This window comes from Bradyrhizobium sp. B117 (assembly GCF_038969555.1).
GTDB lineage: Bacteria > Pseudomonadota > Alphaproteobacteria > Rhizobiales > Xanthobacteraceae > Bradyrhizobium.
In genome coordinates, this window is sequence record NZ_CP152414.1 from 7,903,869 (window position 1) to 7,920,329 (window position 16,461).

The window sequence follows — 16,461 nt, forward strand, 5'->3', positions numbered from 1 at the left end:
GTAAAGAGAGAGGCTGTGTTCGGCCCGATTTGGGGGCGAGACGGTAGTTTGGTGCCCTTGGCGGGCGTCTCACGCGGCGATTGCGGCCCAGCGCCTCATGTTGAACGCGATAGAGGCAAGCAGGATTTGTCCGCTTGCCTTGGCGAGACCGACGTAGCGGATGCAGGTGAGCCGCATCCGGCGTTTGAGGGTAGCGAAGGTCGTCTCCACCGTTGCCCGTCGTCGTGCGATGAGGCGGTTGTAGCGCTTGAGCCTCGGCGGCAGCTGCGGGTGATGCCGGTTCGGACGACGTGCGATGCGGGGCTTCTTGCCTTCCGCTTTCAGCCGAGCCCGCCGGGCATGGGTGTCGTAAGCCGCATCGGCCCACACCACGGCTTCATCGCCGCGGATCAGTTCGTCGGCCGGCGTCGTGTCGTTGATGTTGGCGGGCGTGGTCAGGACTGCGCGGATCAGGCCGGATCCCTCGTCGACACCCATGTGAGCCTTGTACCCGAAGGTCGAACCACCCTTGCCCTGTCGCTTGGTGAACCGGGCATCTGGGTCGTTTGACGGACGATCCTCCTTCGGAGGAACTGAGACGGCTTGGATCAAGGTTGCATCCAGCATCGTGCCGCGCTTGAGGATGACACCAGCATTCTCAAGCTGGCGATCCAGCTCGCCAAACAACTTCTCCAGAAGGCCCTGTTCAACGAGCTGGTTCCGGAAGCGGTTCAGAACCGTATGGTCGGGCGTCGCATCCTCAAGGCTCAGGCCGACGAAGCGCTTGAACGACAGCCGTTCGCCCAGCGCCTCCTCGAGCTCGCGCTCCGAAAGACCATAGAGTGACTGCAACAACAGCGCGCGAAACAGCACCAACACTGGGTAACCCGGCTGGCCTGGTCCCTTCTCATCTCGCAAATGGCCGATCAGCTTCTCGAACCGGTACCATTTGACCAAGCCTGCCAGCCGATCCAGAGCCGCATTGGCGCCGGCTCCCTTCGGCGTCAGCGCGTCCACAAAGCTCGGTTGGCCCGTCTGCTTCACCGCCATCATCATTCCCCCAAAAGCCTCGCCTTAGGGAATCACAATTGGCGAATTACGCAACAGGCCCCTTGTGGGAGAGGGTGGCCGCAAGTTTCTTTACTGAAAACAACTAGATAGTAGTTTTGTGTCCCTATAGTGTCCCGAACAGCCCTGCGGCGTGAGCCATCGGGACTGTAGACATCGCGACCAAGCGCACCAATTTCATTGAATACATCTCAACCACCATCTCCAACTCCAAGGTGGAGTTGCGGCAGTTCGATCCTGCCGAAACGAACTCAATTTGTATAATGACGCTTTTGCGGAGGTCTCGGCGTCAACCCGGCTTGGTTTGCCATTGATCGGACCAGAGATCGAAGGCGAGGACTTATCCAAACCCGAACGCGGACCTGATCTGCCGCAGCATCGCCATGGCTCCCTCGGTAAAACGACCGCTGGTTGGGTTATTGGTCTAGCTGCACCGCAATTGGGACCGCAAAACCGCTGCTGCGAAGCCCTTAAACATCGCGCGTCTCCCACAAGAGACCGCCAACCGGGCGATGTTCTTCAGAATACGCTGTCGCAAACGGCGACTAGCGCAGCGATTGTGCCATTCACTAGTGACCGATTTCTTAAGCGCTGCGCGGCGCCAACGTGGCGATCAACCTCGCAATTACGGCCCGCCGAATTTCGATAGGCGTCGGTAGTCGCCCGGAGGTGCGGCCGGGACCGTTAAAAGTTATGCTGCTCGCTTTCAAACGGGCATTGCGATGACGCGGGACAATCCTCCAATCCTTGTTTGCAGGCAATGTAGGCAGCCTATGGATTACCTTGCGATGCTCCCAGAGATCGCGAACTTGCCCGCTGTATATGCCTATCGATGCTTGCCCTGCCGGAGGGTTGATACTGTCACCTTAGGTTTGGGTCCAGCAGCAACTAAATTCCCCGTTCGCGAGATGCTGATTTTCGATACGGCACTCCGGTGACCGACAGGCACTCACTCCAGACGCCCAAGTTTTCGCGCGATGCGGAGCTTTGCTCTGATGTGCGCATAGAGCTTGGATCGCCTGATTGGCGGATGTACCCATCAGGTGGACCCAACGGCCCCGGCTTCGTGCCCGGCCTTTCTGCGTTTAGGGCCACCCGCATCGGGTTTCTTTTCTTCAGCCGTCATTGAACCTTCATAGAAAGCCGATTAGCTTTCGCTCCTTTCTAACGTTTTTGGAGAGCGTAAGTGGCTATGGGTACTGTGAAGTGGTTTAACGCAACAAAGGGCTATGGCTTTATTCAGCCAGACGATGGCGGCAAGGACGTGTTCGTCCACATCTCTGCAGTAGAAAGAGCCGGATACGCCGGCCTCGCGGAGGGCGCGAAGGTCAGCTACGAGGTTGTGGCGGACCGCCGCTCCGGCAAGGCTTCAGCGGAGAACCTACGTATCGGGTGATTGCGGCCGATCAAAACAAATAAGCCCGCCGCGAATGGTGGGCTTTTTTGATGCGTTCACCGCCCTGCTTGGTGGTATCGACATAGACGAAGACGGTTATTGAGCCCTCTTCAGCTTGGGCCGTCGCCGATGCGGCTCTTTTCTCTTTGGATTGAACTCTGTGACGTAGTGTCGGTTCAAACCTCGCCTCACACCAACGCGCGCCATCATCGTCGGCCAAGAATAGCCCCGCGACCATGTGAGCGATATCACAAAGCTAGGCTCGCCGCCAACTACCTCGCATTCGTTCAACTCGCGTCAATCAGGCTATGGCTGCGCCTTAATGAGTCCGCGTCCTTGTTCGTCAGCCGAACAGCCCACAAACCGGTTGTAATCGGAGCGTTCGTGCAGAGGAGCACCCTCAGTACCGTGGCCGCTTCAGCAGCTCAGGTAATCGGGAGATTGCCTTCGCAATCCGCCTCGCCTCATCGCGCGACAGGTAATTCCCTGCATACTGATAGCTCCACGCATGAAGGTCTTCTCGATTGACAACGCAACAGATCGAGAAGCCGTTCGCGTCTTTGATGCGAAAGCAATCCTCCTCCTCTTCCATCACCCGCGGCGCAGGAAATCGCCGAAGATTGTCCATTACATTCGCGAGGTCCCGGGCATGAGGTGACGCTCGGCAACACGAACGCAAGAAAGCCAGGCGGTCGGCGGGGGATAAAAAAGGCTGGCTACGACAATCGGGTCAGTGTCGCCTAGCAGACGCCGCTCCTTGGCTAACTCGCTCATGACCCCACGCATCTTCATGATCTCTTCGGCGATGAACGTGCAGTCTTCATCTCTGTTGATCTGCTCATGCATGATGGCTTCATTCGAAATTTTCTTGAGTCAGTCTCTGAGGGCCGTCTTGCGACACCCCGGCGAAGCGAAGCACCTCGGCGATGGTAGCGGGAAAGGCCGTGCAGCTTTGCCATGGGGGCTGCCGCACGGCCTGGACGCGGTGATCAGAAGATCTTAGCCGCGCTCTGCAGCGTGATCCAGACGCCCCATGCTAGCGGGATGCCGACAAACGCCCAGAAGAGTGCGGCCTTCGCGTCGAGTCCGCCGAGCCCGATCCCAAACGAGCCGGCGGGTCCCGATGCGCTCGCGCTTGGGGCGGCCGCCTGCATTCTCGCGACTTCCATCTCGCGCATGTGCCACTTCGGGTCGACCGGCTTGATCAGGTAGTTGCAGATCAAACCTGCGACCAACATCGCGCACAGAATATACATCGTGGTGTTGTAGAGCTGGTCGGGCTTGACGCCGGCCGCAAGCTGGAATTCGCGGATATAGTTCACCACGACCGGGCCAATAATTCCCGCTGTCGACCATGCCGTCAGCAAACGTCCGTGGATTGCTCCGACGTACTGGGTACCGAACAGGTCGGCAAGATACGCCGGAACGGTCGCAAATCCACCGCCATACATCGACAGGATGATGCCGAAGCCGAGGACAAACAGCAGCTTCGAACCCATCGCCGCGAACGTCGGCGCGAGCGCGTAGAGAACAATACCCAGGATGAAGAACGTGTAATAGGTGTTCTTGCGGCCGATCTTGTCGGACAAGGACGCCCAGAAGAAGCGGCCGCCGATGTTGAACAGCGACAGCAGACCGGTGAAGCCGGCCGCGATACCCGCGATCGTCGCTTTCTGGGCAGCTGTCAGTTGATTGAAGCCGACATCCGGCAACCCGATCAGTTTGCCCGCGAAGATTTCCTGGAGCATCGGCGACGCCATGCCGATCACGCCAATACCCGCCGAAACGTTTAGGCAAAGCACCCACCAGATCAGCCAGAACTGGGGAGTCTTGTGCGCGTCCTTGAGGTGCACGTTATACTGCGAGATCATCGAGTTGGTCTTGGCCGGCGTTGTCCATCCATCCGGACACCAGCCCGCCGGCGGCAAGCGATAGCGAAAGGCTCCGACCAACATGAACACGAAATAGATGGCGCCCATCGCAACGAAAGTCTCCCAGACACCGGCCGAGGTCGGCGTCTTGAAATAGTTCATCAGAAGGTTCGCAAGGGGCGCGCCGATCATCGCGCCGCCACCGAAGCCCATGATGGCCATGCCGGTCGCCATGCCGCGGCGATCGGGAAACCATTTCACGAGCGTCGACACCGGCGAGATGTAGCCGATGCCGAGACCAATACCGCCGATGACGCCCGAGCCCAGCCACAACAGCCAAAGCTGATGCACGTAAACGCCGATCGCCCCAAGAAAGAGGCCGCCGCACCAGCACAAGGCGGAGGCGAACCCGGCCTTACGCGGTCCAACCCGCTCCAACCAGCCACCCCACACCGCTGCGGCAATGCCGAGTAGCACGAAAAACAGCGTGTACATCCAGCCGAGGCTCGCAACCCTCCAGTCACAGGTTGTCGTGAACAATTCCTGGACGAGGGTCATGTCGGGACAGGTCTTCGGTGCCGTCAGCCCAAGCGCGCGCGACAGCGGCAGCCAGAACACACTGAAGCCGTAAGCCATGCCGATGCAAAGATGAAGACACAGTGCCGCCGGCGGGACCAGCCAGCGATTGAAGCCCGCTCGCGCAATCGTGCGTTCTTTGTCGAGAATGCCACCTCCGGCGCGAGGTATGGCTCCAACACTACTGATCGTCGTCATCGATATTGTTCCCCTGTAGATTCCAAGTTCCGGGCGGGTTTGCCGCCCACGATCCCTGCATCCAATTCGCGGCGCGAACTTGATTGCAGTTGGCACGTTCTCGAGATGCGCAGGATCGGCAAGCGCATTACAGCCCCGCAACGGATGTGTCCGGACGTGCAGGCTGCAGACGCCGGGTCCAGCGGGCGCCACGAGGCACGACAGAACTCCGCAATTGCTTGCGGAGAAATCGATCGGCACTAAGATTCGATGTGTGTCGATACGATGGAAAAATTCTTTGCAGCGGCCTGTGGCGTCAGCGTCAGCCAGTTCATGCTCGCCGCCGAACTGATCGCGCGGTTCACAATGCAATATGCTGAAGCTGTCGATTTGCCTCTGTGAGTCGGAGCATCGGACGGGCTGCAGCTTCGTCCGATGCTCCGATACTCATTCAAGCTCGAGCGATCGGTATCGACCGCTTTCGTCAATCGTCGTTCCCCAGATCTTGTGCGACGCCTGGTGTTCGGCGCGGCCGAAATTGAGGGAGGTGCCGAGACCCAGATCGAGATTGTGCGTATTCTCAAGAACGTCGACCAGACTTTCGGTATCGAGCTGCGGGCCCGTTCGTTTGAGTGCCTGGATCAGGACGTTGGCGGCAACGTATCCTTCAAGCGACACGTAGTCCGGCGACTCGCCTGGAAAATATTTGGCGAGCGCGTTTTTGTATTCGAGGACAGCGCTTGAATATCCTCCAACCGCTGGAACCACTTGCGTCACAATGACGCCGCTGGCAAAGCGCGGCCCTAGCAGCATCAGTTCGTCGGCAAGTGCGGTGCTGCCCACGAACGAGACGTTGGTGTAAACCATTCCAGGAAAGACATCTCGCGTCTTCTCGATGAACTTGGCGGCGGCCCGGTAGGTTGCAACCATGACCACGGCCTTGATCACGCCCTTCTGCGCCTTTAGCTGATTGACCGCCTCGTCGACGTCCACCGTATTCCGCTTGTAGTTGAGCCGAAGAATGGAGGCGTCGTTCAGGCCGAGCGAACGAAACGCCTTTGAGACGCCTGCAAATCCGGCGTCGCCATAAGCGTCCTGCTGAGCGAATACGGCGATTTGTCGGGGTTGCAGCCGGCGCAGCTTCGTCAAATAGCGGACGGCAGCGTCGGTCTCCTCCGCATAGCCCGCGCGATAGTTGAACACATAACGATCGGGAGGATCGTTGCGTATGACATTCGCTCCGGTAAACGCGCCGAAGAACAATGTCCGCCGCTCGAGCGCGTACGGGACTGCGACGGCCGCGGTTGGCGTTCCGACATTTCCTATATAGCCGAAGACCTGATCCTTCTCGTAGAGCTGCTTCATGGCTTCGAGAGTGCGCGTCGGCTCGTAACCGTCGTCCGCCGAGGTCAGCCGGAGCATCCGGCCCTCCACGCCGCCGGCGTCGTTGACCTGGTTGAAGGCGGTATCGATCCCGAGCTTCATCTGCCGTCCGAGTTCCTTCGCTGGACCGGAAAACGGTCCCACGATCCCGAACCGGATTTCGTTTGCGGTCACGCCGCGGGAGGTGGAAGCGAGAGCCGCTCGCGGCAGGGGCGCCGTTGGCGCCGTCGAGGCAGCGGCTGGCGTCGGCCCGATCGCGCTGATCAGCGATGGCGACTTTCCGGGAAGCGACTGTTCGAGATCGGCAAGCTGGCGTTCCGCCGTTCTGCAATTGGTCCGACCTGCCGTCAGCGCATTGCGGCCATCTACGACATAACGATCGAGCAGCCGCGAAAGCTCGTCGCGTTCGGCCTCGTTGGACGCGTTTGCCCTGATCACCGTCTGGAACTTGTCGACGATCGACTGAATCCGGGGGCGCGCGACGTCCGGGCAGGCCAGCGCTGAACCAACGATCGGTCCGATGCGGCCAGCTAGGTCGCGCACGATGTTCAAATTATCGCTAGGCGCGGCGCCCGCGGCGGTCGCGAACAGAGCGCCAAGTGCAGCCGCGACCGAACGCAATCGCGAGCTCCGTACAGCCGTGATGTTGGATCCGATATGGGGCATCGTCGGCGCCTCCGTATATGCCATTTCAATCATTGAGCTGTCTCGGCCGAACGGTCTTTTTGCCGCCATTGCATGAATTGCTGGAGCAGCTCCTGGGACTGCTCGGGCGTGACGGCCTGACCCGCGCTCTGCTGTGGCCGCGCGTCTTTCACCGACTGCACGGCCGCTGCAAAGGACGCCGCTATGCTCGACTCCTGGGAGGTCTGAACCCTCGATGCAATGAACAGCGCCGCGACCGCCGAAACGCCAATCGCCGCAGCCCCGAACAACACCTTGCGCCGATTCGGACTGCGCCTCGGCATCGGAGGCACGTCCACGACCTCAGGCTCGAGCGGCCGACGCAGCGATTGGTAGACCGCATTCTCAAGCGCGATGTCGACTGAAGTGGGCCCCTCGGCGTGCGCGCTGTCCGGTCCGGAGAGCAGTTCGTCAAGAGTGGATACCGGCGACCTTGGCATTTCGCGCAATCGGCGGGGTGCATAGTAAAGTGGATCGTGAGGGGTCGTTCGGCCTTGTTCACTCAGGGCACTCATACGCTACTCCTGTGATGCTCTGCTCTTGTGGATTAGTGCTCTCGCTGCGCCGGCAAAAGTTGAAGGCAAAGAGGGCGGCGCACGGCGATTTCCGGCGTCTTCCGAATCCGAACCATCGATCGGGAGAATCTGAACATGACGTCGGACGTCGATCCGACATCGCGGACGCATCTGACCGCGGAATAAGGTTCCAAACTTCACCGCGCCCCACCGATCCCGTCGCCTCAGTTTCGACATCCATTCGCTTGCTTAGCGCATGGAAATGCCGCGCAAATGCCGCGGAACTCACTCGCGTGTGATGGAGTTAGGGCGTGACATTATTAAGTTCGAATCGAGGCGGAACCGAGTTGAGATTTCGTCGGCTGTGGTGGCTATTCGGACTTTCTAGACATACTGGTATCCCGCTCCGAAATCCCGGTTCCATCCCCACCCGTGATCCAATGGATGTGGGACAGGCCAATCGCATATCATCGCCGGAGAAGCTTGGATTTGTCGAACGTAGGATTTATTCGAGGCAAGATGTTATTGATCGCGAATGAAAGAGGTTGCTCGGCTAAGTCTGCTTCCACGGCTTAAGGGTGCGCGGGCGGCGTCCAGCTCGCCACTTGATGTCCGCCTTGGGTCTTGGCCGTGTAAAAACGACTTCAAAGGGCGTCGATCCGGAAGCTAGGAACGGCGCCTGTCTCAGGCCGCAATCGCAACGATCAGTCGCTTGGTCCCGACGATGTTCATGGCTGGCGTCAGATTAGGCCAAGACCGAGAGTGCCATCTCGGCCGCTACTTTGGGAACGGTTTGGTGAGGAAGTGCGTCGCTCCCCTGCGAGCCTTCATCTAGCCGAACGGATGTTCGACGGTCTCGCGGCGCTGACGCATGGCTTCTGGGTTTGCATCAAGACGCTACTGCACGGCTTCGAGCAGATGCTCATGCTCCCATCGTGTAATTCGCCGCTCAGGCCCGATCGTGCATTGTGATTTGAGCGAGCAAGTTGAACAGGCTGTGGCTCAGTAGCGCCGCAGCATTCTGCTGTCTTCTTCATTTGTGTAGCGATACGGCAGCCGCTCCCCGGCTGGGCAGCGATAGGCGTCATGCTCTTGCAAATAGGCAAAGTCCTGCTTGCCGAAGCGCCCCTCTGACTTGGCGCCCGAGGTCAGCGGCTTGGGCAGAGTCACCGTGATGCCGGCCTCGTGGCACGCGAGGATCTCCGGGTTGTTGAAGTAAACCACGATCGGCCACGGCTTCGAGCGTCTCGATCTTTAGAACGGCCTTCGCCTGTTGGGCCATGTTGGCCAGTTGTGCCCGATCTGAGCCGCTGTTCGTGATCTCGTGCGCCACAATCAGATGGTGCTCAGGATCCACGGCGACCTGTACATTGTAGCCGACGACGCCGGCGCCGCGACCGCTCGTCGCCATCGAACGGCTGTCGGGATCGGTCAGCGAGATTTGCTGATCCGGCGGAGCAAGCATCTGCTTCTCGTAGATTGCAAGCTCGCCCCTTTCATCTTAATTTTGTCAGCTTCTCAGTAAGCCTCGTCACCTTCGCCGCCAGCGTCTCGCTCGGCTCTTGTCGGTCGGCCGTGTCAAGTTGGCTTAGATAGCGCGTGACGCTCTCCTCCAGCTGGGCGCGCCGACGTTCGACCCTTCGTGCCCGCGGCCCGCGAGCGCAAGACAATCTGCCTCGCGCCTAATCGGATCGCCGGTGCAAGTCAGGTATTCGAGTGCCGGATCACCACTTAAGCGGCCGCCTGCCGCGGATGATGGGAACCGGTCCGGCTCAGATCGTTCGATGAACCGTTTCGAACCTTCACAAAAGCTTCACAAACACCGAGCGTCACGCGGCGCGCATACGCGTTTTGCAATTGTAGATCGCGGCGTACTTGCAACTATTTCCCGACCATGCTGAAAGCAAAACTTGGCACTCGCCGGTCGCGAGCCTTTGGAGTTGGTGTACAAGGTGAGAGCGTCTGCAAGTGATTAGGATGTTGCTGCGCGCAGCGAACGCACAATTGAGCAAATGTTAAGGTCATTCCGCGCCGATCGGTATGGAGAAGGCGGCGGATGCCTCGCAGCGGGTTACCTGCAGTGACGCGTCCCGGCGGAATAAGCAACCGTCTTCTGGCAGCACTGCCAGCGGCGGAGTTCGACCTTTTGGCGCCTGAGCTGGTGACGGTCGCGCTCGATCACGACGCGGTCCTCGCGCGAGCAGGTGACCAGATCGAGCATGTCTTCTTCCCTCATAGCGGCGCCATTTCGCTGATGTTCGAGATGGCGAACGGGCAGACGGTCGCCACCGCCGCAGTCGGACGCGAGGGGGCGGTAGGCCTTCTTTCCGTGCTAGGGCCGTCACCTTCGGCCGCCACCGCCGTCGTCCGTGCGGCAGGCACCGCGTCGCGGATCCCCGCATCGCGATTTCACGCCGCCTTCAACCGGAGCCCCGCGATCTGGCACGCGGTCCAGATTTACACCAGGGCGATGCTGATGCAATTTCAACTCGGCGCGGCCTGCAATGCGCTGCACCCGGTCGAAGCCCGCATGGCACGCTTGCTGCTCCATTTTCGCGACCACATCGAGCACGACATGCTCCCACTCACGCAGGAGGCGCTGTCGCAAATGCTCGGTGTGCGACGAACGACGGTGACGCTCCTGATGCGCAATCTGCGTGCGACGGGAGGAATCAGATCTGATCGACGCGGCCAAATCGAGATCGATCGATCGCGGCTCGCGGCGATGGCGTGCGAATGTCACAGTACGATGCGTCTCAAAGTGGATGAGATCTTTCTCAAGTAGTACGGCCGACTGCGTGTTCTTGCCCGCGCGGCAACATCCGCGTCCGCGCCGATCGCTGCGCGACCCGCGCTCATAGGTTTAAGCACCGCTGAGTTCGGGCGAATGTATGCGAAGGGTCAACACAATGAGGTAGTCAAACGACTTCTGCTGTTGGCTCGAATGTGAAGTCTAAGCGGGCAGCCAAATAATCTGCTTATCGGGGGTGACCGGAAACGGCGATGCGCCCGCGAGCAATAACCTTTCCGCTCACGGCCGGTTGTTCAGGGGCGCCCCACGAGCAATGGCAGCACGTCTGCACCGCCCGCCATGAGCGGATTCGAGGGCTCGAAACGTTCCCGCAATTCCCGCTTCCGGACGAGTGAGCGCGCATCGAGAAACGCATCCTTCAGGCTGACGGCTTTCCGGAGCGCGACGTTGAAAAAGGCGTCCCCAAAATAGGTCCACTGGGCCTTGTCCTGGCAGCCGAACGACGGATGCTTGTCATCGGCCGCGGTGATGACCAGCACATCGGGAGTCGCTAGGTGCGGGATAAAAACCCCAGAATAACAAGCCGAGATGACCACCACCTTGTGTCGCACACCTGTCTTCGCAAGCATGTCGCGGAGACGAGATGGTGTAAGCGTTTCTGTCAGCCGCCCCGCCTTGATTGCAAGGCCATCAGGAGAGCCATGCGAGGTGAGAATCAAAAAGAGAACATCTTTCTCGGGATCCAAGCGGTTGGCTGCCGTCTGCAACGACTTGGTCAGAGCTTCGATCGTGGCACGTCCCCCTTTCTTGGAATTGTACTCCACGTTGATCGGTCCAGTCTCGAAACGGCCGGCCACGACCTGAGCCGCACCGGTCGCCTCGGATCTAAACACGCCTTGATCCCCATACAGGCCAAAGGACACCACGCCAACCTTTGCAGCGCCCTCAATAGCATGTACCGAAGGAACCAATAGCCAGATGGTCAGAAAAAAAGCGACGAGCGGCGCGCCGAGCCGACTGATCGAGGACCTGGAGGTCATCGCGAACCTCGTTTCTAGATCGCCGCTTCAGAGCTGCGGCTCAACACAAAATAGCGGAGAGCCGGTGGATTTTCATCCTTCGGAATAGAAGTGCAAGGGTTCGGACATGGCCGATGGCGACCTTCGATGCGCCTCAAAAAAGGTCAGCTTGTCAGCGAGGACCAGAAGCCCCGATCCGAGACATTGAGGGCCGAGTCTGACCCGCAGCAGGCGTGCCAACTTACGCAAAGATGTCTGCTTCGGGAGAAACGCTGATATGCCGTTACTGGGCTTTTTTGCAGGTGTCTCACGACGGTCAGCCCGCCGCGCGCGCAGCGATCATCTCGGCGGCCTTTTCCGCGATCATGATGGTGGTGGCGCTGGTGTTCGCTCTGATCAGGCGCGGCATGACGGAGGCGTCGACGATGCGCAGGCGCGATAGCCCGTCCGCTCTCAGTTGCGGATCGACGACGCCGTTCGCGGGGTCGGGGGCCAGGGATAGCGGTCGGTCCAGTCGTTGCCGCCCCGGGTGATGAGGCGCACGCGCTTGCCCTCCCGCATGAGCTTGATGCGGTAGCCATCGTGCTTGATCTCGTGGAGCCAGTTAGTGCCGGTCGGAACTTTGATGCCCTTGACCGGGAGGCGAACTCAGTACGCGATACCATAAGCCGCGATCTATGTACCGGGGCGGGACACATCGCAAGGCACTGGAACGGCCCCGGCCGTGGGCGCGGTTGAGAGTTTGAGGCCGGGGCCGCCAACTTGGCCGCAATGCCAATGAGCCAAGTAGCTCGAAGCCTACGGGACCTGCGCGCCGCTCCTCTGTTCGGTTGAGCACCTTGTCGAGGAAAATCACCATCGAGCCGCGAGCAAAAGGCTACCAGCAGCACGAACAAGGCGAGCCAGAACAGGATGCCGACCGTGCGGCGGGCTCGGTCCTGAACGGATTGTCGGGCTGCGGGCTTCGCGAGCGCTGCGGCGCACAGGACACCGATGATGGTGACGACGAGCAGGCCGAAGGAGGTCATCGCCGCTTGCTGCTAGGCATTCTTCGGATGCCCGATATGGATGAAATGAACCAGCTCGGCGCGCTCGTCGAACTCAAGTCTGTCTAGGGCGCTCTTGGCTGCAAGCACGCCGTTGCGCGCCTCAATGAGGGTTGTGATGTCCCTCGATGTATCTTCGTGCCATGTTTTGCCGGGAGTGCAAAAGCAAATGCTGACCTCGAAAAGCGGCATCCTCCGTTGTCTCCCATCATTGGAATTCGCGCTCCGGGTGTAAGGTCGCGGAATTTACAACATGGACGAGCGGGGGTGAAGTTGCGGCAGAACACCGCCCTAAAGAAGCGTTAATTGAATATCCGCCTGCCGACCGTGGGTTTGAAGAAATTTCTCAAGGGATGGCGGAACCTCGGCGCGGTCGGCGCAGCGCTGTTGCAGTTCCTCGGCGATGTCCTCAGAGGCGTCCCGCGACCATCCCTCGCCCGTGTTGAAGCAGACGAAGCGGACGGGGTTGCTGTATTGCCCTTCCATGAGGTGTCGCAGCAGCGTTTCGCGGTCGGTGTGTTCCTCGTCCGTCTCGGTCCATGCCCGGCCAAGGTGGCCGCCGAAATCATCGAGCACGAGATAGATGTCCCGGTCGGAGCCGGGCACAATCGAGGGGAAGAACGCATAACACCACTCCACCCAGGCGAGACCGATCGATCCAAGTGGGTCGCGCCAGATGCGTCAAGCTCGGCTATTGTTTCGTGGCCTTGCGAAGAAATGGACGCATGACGTCGGTGGTTGTAAAGCCGGTCTCGAACCCGTTTGGCAGCAATGGCAGCTCGTCGGGGCCAACCCTGTTGCAGACCGGGCAGAGCTTGCCCGCGCCGCCGCAGCCGCAGGCTTTCGGCCCTTCCCACGGGCGCTCGGGGTGGTTCTCGCAAACCCAGTGCGTGCCGTCGCAGCGCGCGCAAGTCATGTCGGACCTCCCGTTCAATGCTGTGCCCGGCTCTTCTCTCGATGCGTGGGCACGCACGTGTAGAGCATAGGTCGGAACGGCCCCAAGCCCATCTCCGGGGCTGGTAGGGGACGAGCCGGGGCCGCCCGCGCACGCTAACCCAACGCATGCGCTGGCAGTAATCTCAGCCCGAGATTTCTCTTCGTCTGTACGAAATGGACCGGATTGGAGATTAAATTCGAGGCGACCGGCTTTGAGGACGGCTCCGGTTGATCCGGCAAGGACCCGGAGCCGCCGCCAACCCTTCATGCGAGCCCGCGTGAAGGGCTAACAAGCAACCAAATTTCACCGCCCGTGTGTTGTTCCTGCTGGGCGACGAGAACAGCGCGATGTGATTGAAGCGGCCCCGGCCGCCATGACTGGAGGGACAGGTCTGTCGGTCCGGGGCCGCGCTTGCTGGCTTAGCGGCGAGCCAGTTGAGCAAAAAATGCGACCCGTTGTGCGTCGTTCCTATTTCCGTTCAGACCGCGTTACCTTGTCCCAGTCAGATCCGCTGACGTTAACAAAGATCGGCCATTCTTGAACCACCGCAGGGTGTTCGCGAGACCTACGTCCGAGGGGGTGGGATGGAGAGTTTCCATGACCAAGCAAATTGCCGCCTTTGCTCTCGTTATTGCTGCCGCCGTGACTGCGGCCATGGTTCCTATTCACCGCGCCGTACCTGCGAGAACAATCTCTGTTGCGGCACTAACTGCCGCCGCAGGCAATCTCCCAGTCAGTGAATTCGAGGACCGATCAGTGATTTTTCTCACGGAGCGCTAGGTGAACGATCGGACTGGCGATCACGCTACATCGTGGCTCAGATGACTTGGTCGTCGGGCTTAGCGCACAGCCGCACATAGGTGCCGCTCGCGTGCATTTCGAGCTAGCCCTTCTCAATTGCATACTTGATCCCAGCGCCGAACTCCGGACCGCTCGCCTTGAGCTGGAAGAGGAACGGTGGGTTGATCCTCTCGATGTGAACCGGCAGGATGCTGGCGGGCAGCTCGATCAGTTTGCGCGTGGCGGCTTCGGGCTCGGCGTAGGGCCGCTGCTCGACGTGCGTCGGTCTGATTGGTATCGCAGCTGGGACAGCGGACTTCGAGATAGCCGTAACCAGCATTGAGCGCGTCGCACTTCCGCAGCGAGGGCGCGAAACTGATCCCGCCGCCGACCGAGCCGGACCCGTACATCGAGGAGGCCTACCCGCTGTGGGAGCTGAAACAGCGGAGCACGCAGCGCTGAAGCCACCGGGGAGTAGTCCGGAAAATCCCCGGACGAACTTTTCTCTGGTTGGTGGACAAGGGGCGATCCGCGTTGCTTTTTTGCTTGCTTCAGAGGGGACTTTCGATGTTCACCTCAGGGACGGTAGTGCACCTCATCGGCGATCCCTGCTTGGAGCTGCACCGAGCCAAAGGCAGAGGCTGTTGGTATTTCGAGTTCGACGACCACGGGTTGTCCGCTACCAAGATGATGCTGGTGAAGAGCATCAACGACCTGCCGCTCACGACATGGGTGAATGAGGGCAGGACATTCGCGGGCGAGATGTGAGCGAAGCACAAGCGGTGACGCAGCGCACGCCATAGCCACTCTTTAAAAAACGCTGCCGTCACGGCAGACTTTCTCCCGCGCCGCTCCGCGTACAGCAAGCACCGTTGCCCTGGCCTTCCGGCCCGATCAGTCTCGCGCGAAGCCCGCGAATATCCAGCCGATCAAGGAGCCAAGTGCCAGCACGGCAAGTGGCGGCCCCAACGCGGCGAGCGCGGCCTTCATCCAGTAGTCAACACGCGCCGACCAAAGCTCACCAGATCGCGGCTCCGAGTAGGTCTTGTAGAACTCGTTGGCCTTGGCCTTCAGGACGGCGTCGGGAATGCCGTTGACGACGAACAGTGTGACGCTGTTTGGAAACTCTATCGACTTATGCGCTGCTTTGAAGGAAGCGTTGAACTGATCGAAGAAGTTGTCGAGCTTGAAGAAACCTGACGTAGCGTCCTTCATGACGAATGCCTCGGGTAAGATCAGGGCGCTGTTTGCGACTGCAAAGAATGCGAATGTGCCCGGCACCCACGGGGCCGACAGTGCCAGCCACAACCGAATGAAACCGCGTCTAAAGTTCACGATCAGCGCCCCCAAGATGAGGGGATACTACAGCGAGTTGCGGGGGACGCGATACCGCCAGCGAAGGTCACATCGCGCACCGCCTTTGTGTACCGCCTCGCATATAATTAAACGCGAAATGCGCGATGGCAAATATCCTCCCACCGGGCGGTCGCGCGGTCCCCGCGCGCGCGGCACGCTCAGAAGGACCCGGACGACGATTGCGGAGGGGCGCCACCCTGCGACGGTCGTGCCAGCTTTCACAAGTTCCGCCCCTTGTGGGCAAGGTACCGCGTGTGGTGACTTGCGCGTAAGGTGGCGCACTCAAGGAAGGCTTAGGGGGCAGCAGTGGACATTTTTGCGATGTGGATGGTTGAGGCTCGCCAATTCTCGCTTCATAAAACGACAAACGGGGCGCTCCTAACGGTTTCCGACGGCCGCGAGTTGGACCTCGCCAAGATCGAATGGCTTATGCTCGTCCAAGCGTTAGCAGAGTTCGGAGCCCCGCTGTCCTCTGAGATTGCTGGCTCAAAGCGCGAACGCACCGGACTGCCCCGCAATAACGGAGAGAAATGGACCGCAAAACTCGACCGGCAACTGAAATCAAGGTGGGAGGAAGGTGCGTCCGCTGATGAACTTGCCCGCGAGTTTGAGCGAACGAAAGGCGCCATAACCTCTCGGCTAGTTCTACTGGGATTGATGGTTCACGAGGCGGCATTGAAACTGAAAGATGCCTGACCCCGCGCGAGAAGCAGGTGATTGTCGTTCACCGCGCCACCCTCGAAGATCGCCATAGCGGCAAAGATAAGCGAGCGGCCCGCGCACCTCCTAAGGAACGCCGCGCAGCGCCCCCAGGGCCGGGCCACAAGAACCCGGGCGGGCCGCGCCAGCGCACAGGCAGGCCGCAGGAAGGCCGTAGAGCGCGGCCGGGCGACAGGCTACAAGGGCACCGGGCGGGCCGCTG

18 protein-coding genes and 1 pseudogene are annotated in these 16,461 nt (G+C 60.1%); 6 read left to right on the forward strand and 13 right to left on the reverse strand.

All coding sequences use genetic code 11. From position 1 onward, the window contains the following. Positions 1 to 69: 69 nt before the first annotated feature. Positions 70 to 1,035 (reverse strand): IS5 family transposase, encoded by a 966-nt coding sequence (locus AAFG16_RS38285; RefSeq protein WP_342733721.1) that lies wholly within the window; start codon positions 1,033 to 1,035, stop codon positions 70 to 72. 1,198 nt (positions 1,036 to 2,233) lie between these two features. Here AAFG16_RS38285 and AAFG16_RS38290 point away from each other — a divergent pair. Continuing rightward, entirely contained in the window at positions 2,234 to 2,443 is a 210-nt protein-coding gene (locus tag AAFG16_RS38290; RefSeq protein ID WP_342733723.1) for a cold-shock protein, read from the forward strand. A 10-nt stretch (positions 2,444 to 2,453) separates the two neighbouring features. Here AAFG16_RS38290 and AAFG16_RS38295 read toward each other — a convergent pair whose 3' ends face one another. The 6 genes from AAFG16_RS38295 to AAFG16_RS38320 all read right to left on the reverse strand — a co-directional run bounded on the left by AAFG16_RS38295 (position 2,454) and on the right by AAFG16_RS38320 (position 8,873). Beyond that, positions 2,454 to 2,663, reverse strand: a complete 210-nt coding sequence (locus tag AAFG16_RS38295) for a hypothetical protein (protein ID WP_342733725.1) — start codon at positions 2,661 to 2,663, stop codon at positions 2,454 to 2,456. A 407-nt stretch (positions 2,664 to 3,070) separates the two neighbouring features. Next, positions 3,071 to 3,289, reverse strand: coding sequence for a hypothetical protein (locus AAFG16_RS38300; RefSeq protein ID WP_342733727.1), 219 nt, complete (start codon positions 3,287 to 3,289; stop codon positions 3,071 to 3,073). Positions 3,290 to 3,432: 143 nt separating this feature from the next. After that, positions 3,433 to 5,088 (reverse strand): OFA family MFS transporter, encoded by a 1,656-nt coding sequence (locus AAFG16_RS38305; protein ID WP_342733729.1) that lies wholly within the window; start codon positions 5,086 to 5,088, stop codon positions 3,433 to 3,435. A 426-nt stretch (positions 5,089 to 5,514) separates the two neighbouring features. Continuing rightward, a complete protein-coding gene (locus AAFG16_RS38310) occupies positions 5,515 to 7,116 on the reverse strand; it encodes an ABC transporter substrate-binding protein (RefSeq protein ID WP_342741034.1) in 1,602 nt (533 codons plus the stop codon). A gap of 29 nt (positions 7,117 to 7,145) precedes the next feature. Then, positions 7,146 to 7,649: a hypothetical protein gene (locus AAFG16_RS38315; RefSeq protein ID WP_342733731.1), complete on the reverse strand. Its 504-nt coding sequence runs from the start codon at positions 7,647 to 7,649 to the stop codon at positions 7,146 to 7,148. A gap of 1,002 nt (positions 7,650 to 8,651) precedes the next feature. Beyond that, positions 8,652 to 8,873 (reverse strand): hypothetical protein, encoded by a 222-nt coding sequence (locus AAFG16_RS38320; RefSeq protein ID WP_342733733.1) that lies wholly within the window; start codon positions 8,871 to 8,873, stop codon positions 8,652 to 8,654. A gap of 856 nt (positions 8,874 to 9,729) precedes the next feature. Between AAFG16_RS38320 and AAFG16_RS38325 the strand changes: the two genes are divergently transcribed. Then, positions 9,730 to 10,434, forward strand: a complete 705-nt coding sequence (locus tag AAFG16_RS38325; RefSeq protein ID WP_342733735.1) for a Crp/Fnr family transcriptional regulator — start codon at positions 9,730 to 9,732, stop codon at positions 10,432 to 10,434. Between the two features lie 260 nt (positions 10,435 to 10,694). Here AAFG16_RS38325 and AAFG16_RS38330 read toward each other — a convergent pair whose 3' ends face one another. Both AAFG16_RS38330 and AAFG16_RS38335 read right to left on the reverse strand, forming a co-directional pair. After that, the gene (locus AAFG16_RS38330) at positions 10,695 to 11,441 is read right to left on the reverse strand and encodes a C13 family peptidase (protein ID WP_342733737.1); all 747 of its coding nucleotides are present in this window, start codon (positions 11,439 to 11,441) and stop codon (positions 10,695 to 10,697) included. Positions 11,442 to 11,736: 295 nt separating this feature from the next. Continuing rightward, a pseudogene (locus AAFG16_RS38335) lies at positions 11,737 to 11,892 on the reverse strand (GMC oxidoreductase); the annotation flags it as partial. 367 nt (positions 11,893 to 12,259) lie between these two features. Here AAFG16_RS38335 and AAFG16_RS38340 point away from each other — a divergent pair. Continuing rightward, complete coding sequence (locus AAFG16_RS38340; RefSeq protein ID WP_342733739.1) at positions 12,260 to 12,535, forward strand: hypothetical protein; 276 nt, start codon at positions 12,260 to 12,262, stop codon at positions 12,533 to 12,535. 222 nt (positions 12,536 to 12,757) lie between these two features. Here the strand turns inward: AAFG16_RS38340 and AAFG16_RS38345 are convergent, their stop codons facing one another. Together AAFG16_RS38345 and AAFG16_RS38350 are read right to left on the reverse strand one after the other, a co-directional pair. Beyond that, a complete protein-coding gene (locus tag AAFG16_RS38345) occupies positions 12,758 to 13,042 on the reverse strand; it encodes a hypothetical protein (RefSeq protein WP_342733741.1) in 285 nt (94 codons plus the stop codon). Between the two features lie 115 nt (positions 13,043 to 13,157). After that, a complete protein-coding gene (locus tag AAFG16_RS38350; RefSeq protein ID WP_342733743.1) occupies positions 13,158 to 13,382 on the reverse strand; it encodes a hypothetical protein in 225 nt (74 codons plus the stop codon). Positions 13,383 to 14,000: 618 nt separating this feature from the next. Here AAFG16_RS38350 and AAFG16_RS38355 point away from each other — a divergent pair. Further along, a complete protein-coding gene (locus AAFG16_RS38355) occupies positions 14,001 to 14,183 on the forward strand; it encodes a hypothetical protein (RefSeq protein WP_342733745.1) in 183 nt (60 codons plus the stop codon). 103 nt (positions 14,184 to 14,286) lie between these two features. On the opposite strand, the gene AAFG16_RS38360 is transcribed toward AAFG16_RS38355, so the two are convergent. Next, positions 14,287 to 14,523, reverse strand: coding sequence for a hypothetical protein (locus tag AAFG16_RS38360; RefSeq protein WP_342733747.1), 237 nt, complete (start codon positions 14,521 to 14,523; stop codon positions 14,287 to 14,289). A gap of 227 nt (positions 14,524 to 14,750) precedes the next feature. Between AAFG16_RS38360 and AAFG16_RS38365 the strand changes: the two genes are divergently transcribed. Further along, positions 14,751 to 14,951, forward strand: coding sequence for a hypothetical protein (locus AAFG16_RS38365; RefSeq protein ID WP_342733749.1), 201 nt, complete (start codon positions 14,751 to 14,753; stop codon positions 14,949 to 14,951). Between the two features lie 126 nt (positions 14,952 to 15,077). Here the strand turns inward: AAFG16_RS38365 and AAFG16_RS38370 are convergent, their stop codons facing one another. Next, positions 15,078 to 15,491, reverse strand: a complete 414-nt coding sequence (locus tag AAFG16_RS38370; RefSeq protein WP_342733751.1) for a hypothetical protein — start codon at positions 15,489 to 15,491, stop codon at positions 15,078 to 15,080. Positions 15,492 to 15,845: 354 nt separating this feature from the next. Between AAFG16_RS38370 and AAFG16_RS38375 the strand changes: the two genes are divergently transcribed. Beyond that, positions 15,846 to 16,235 (forward strand): hypothetical protein, encoded by a 390-nt coding sequence (locus AAFG16_RS38375; protein WP_342733753.1) that lies wholly within the window; start codon positions 15,846 to 15,848, stop codon positions 16,233 to 16,235. Positions 16,236 to 16,461: the final 226 nt, after the last annotated feature.